Origin of the sequence: Protofrankia sp. CiP1_Cm_nod2 (genome assembly GCF_920664355.1) — a bacterium.
GTDB lineage: Bacteria > Actinomycetota > Actinomycetes > Frankiales > Frankiaceae > Protofrankia.
In genome coordinates, this window is the sequence record NZ_CAKKTL010000293.1 from 3,180 (window position 1) to 5,331 (window position 2,152).

Genomic DNA, 2,152 nt, shown 5'->3' on the forward strand with positions numbered 1-2,152 from the left:
CTGGTTCACAGCGCCGACAATCGACAGGCTACATTCCCACAATCGGAGGTCGGACTCTCCCGCATGTCACGCTTGGAGCAGCCCGAAGCCTGCCACCTGAACACAGGCAGTAGCGAGCCCCGGCATCATGCAGGTGTCAGGACCTTTGTAGAACATCGGCGGTGCACGACGCCGCGCGGCGGGTGCGTCGGCGCCTCTGGTGGTGCGGACGAGCCCAGCACAACCCGCTGTGCGGGCCGCCGTATCTGATCAGGCGGGCGCAGGTCATCGCCTGCACCACCGCCGGCCGGCGCGGCGAGGCCGAGATCCGCCCCGAGCACCTGCTCTATGGTGTGCTGCGCGTCGCGCGCGACCGGCTCGGCTCCGGGCTGGGCCGCCGGGGGCGCCGCGATGCCGCGCGCCTGGGCCTGCGTGTCGGCATGGCCCATCCAGTTCGGCTGCTGCTGACCGGGCAGGGAATCGACGTGGACCGGCTCAGCGAGGATCTGCTCGGCGACCTGATCGGATGAAAGGAAGGGCTCTCATGACGACAGCCACGACCGCTACCGAGTCAGACGCCGCCGAGCCGCTCACCTGTTGGTGCTGCGGTGGTACCTACCAGGAGTCTGACCTGGTCCGGCTCGGGAGCCATCCCGAGGTCGGGGTCTGCCTGTCATGCGCGCATTTCCTGCATCAGCAGGCCCGGGGCCGTGAGGACGAGCTGCGCCCCTCACCCGCCTCCCGGCTGCGTGACGGGCTGCGGGCCGCCCGGCGTCTGGTCATGCGGCGGCGGTGGCATCAGCATCCGGTCATCGGCCGGCCGTTGCGCTGGTTGGGCCGGCGCCTGCCGTAGATCGCCTCGTTGCGGTGCCGGTCAAGGTCTATGCGGTACTGCCGCATCGCCACGACCGTCACCGCACCGGCGACGGTGATGCGGGTTGGCAACCCGACGAAGGTCAGGGTCCGTCGCGGTCGAGCACGGCCGGCGGATCAAGCACGTGGCGGAGCTGGGCCAGCGACGGTGACCCGGCCAGGTTGCCAGCCGCGTCGCGACGTTCGGGCAGCCCGGGACGGGCAGAATCGTCAACCTCATCAGCGATGTCCTTCCCCGCTCCCTCGATGCCGTCGGCGTGCAGCAAGTCCAGCCAAGTACCGCAACGCCTGGCTCTTCACCGCTGCCCGCTCGGCCACCTCATGTGTGCGCATGCCGCCCCAGCATCAACTCTGTACCGGCATACACGGCAAGCGCGCACGGAGCGATCCGATCGGGCCCGTCGGGACCCGCCGCGGCGCCGGTCGTAGCCATCAGCCGTGGCCATGTACGACCGCCGCGCCAGCCGGGCAACGCCAGCGTGGCGTTAGAAATGGCCGGGTCCCTGTTTGCATTCCGTCAAAGATTTCCACAGCGGGCCGTCCGCAGGGTTTACTCACTCACGGGCGCGGAGCGGATCGCCGGGCTGGTCGGATCCGGCAGACCGGCCAGCCTGCGCTCCCCGACACCAGGGGTAAACATTCACGTCCTTGATGCTCTCCTTGATGTCCTCGACCGTGCCGGCGACGGCGGCCGCACCGCGGGCGATCATCCCGTGCACGAACCCGGGCGACGGGGCCGCGCCGGTCACGGCCTCGACGAGCTGCCCCGCGCGCTCGACCGGCAGGTGCTGGAAAACGAGCAGATAGACGACAAGCGCCCGCAGGTTCGGCCCGTAGGACACCGGCGCCCGGGGCACCCCGGCCGGCTGGGTCGGCGCGTGCTCCCGCCCGCAGCCGCAGCGGACCGCGACCAGGTCGTACTGCGTCGTCGTGGCGGTCACCAGCGGCACATCCACGACCTGGTGGGACCGCACGACCCGCACGCCGGCGGCGCCGGCGAGGTCAGCCCCGCAGCCGCACCAGCCGGCCGGCCGGCCGGCACGCCACCCTCACCGCGTCGTCGTTCCACGCCAGCGAGATACCGTCCGCGCCGGGCTGTTTACCCCGCTTGCGCCCCGACTTCCCCGCCGCCCGGGTCCGGGGTGTGGGACCGGGCCGGCCCGGGATCGCGCCGTCGGTCGACGGCGGCAGCGACGAGTTACCGGCAGTTACGCGACGACTTCCGCTCCAGTTCCGCTCTCCCCTGGCCGCCGGGCCCGAAACACATCCGGCCGCGGGACGGCACAGGGCGAAGACGGCA

The 2,152-nt window shown here is 71.3% G+C and carries 4 protein-coding genes; 2 read left to right on the forward strand and 2 right to left on the reverse strand.

What is annotated here, in order from left to right:
- The first annotated feature begins 161 nt into the window (after window positions 1-161).
- Both NBW84_RS21915 and NBW84_RS21920 read left to right on the forward strand, forming a co-directional pair.
- The gene (locus NBW84_RS21915) at window positions 162-509 is read left to right on the forward strand and encodes a hypothetical protein (RefSeq protein ID WP_250286997.1); all 348 of its coding nucleotides are present in this window, start codon (window positions 162-164) and stop codon (window positions 507-509) included.
- 14 nt (window positions 510-523) lie between these two features.
- Window positions 524-832 (forward strand): hypothetical protein, encoded by a 309-nt coding sequence (locus tag NBW84_RS21920; protein ID WP_250286999.1) that lies wholly within the window; start codon window positions 524-526, stop codon window positions 830-832.
- A gap of 574 nt (window positions 833-1,406) precedes the next feature.
- On the opposite strand, the gene NBW84_RS21925 is transcribed toward NBW84_RS21920, so the two are convergent.
- A complete protein-coding gene (locus NBW84_RS21925; protein ID WP_250287001.1) occupies window positions 1,407-1,793 on the reverse strand; it encodes a transposase in 387 nt (128 codons plus the stop codon).
- Between the two features lie 61 nt (window positions 1,794-1,854).
- The coding region (locus NBW84_RS21930) for a hypothetical protein (RefSeq protein WP_250287003.1) at window positions 1,855-2,152 on the reverse strand (298 nt) is incomplete at its 5' end.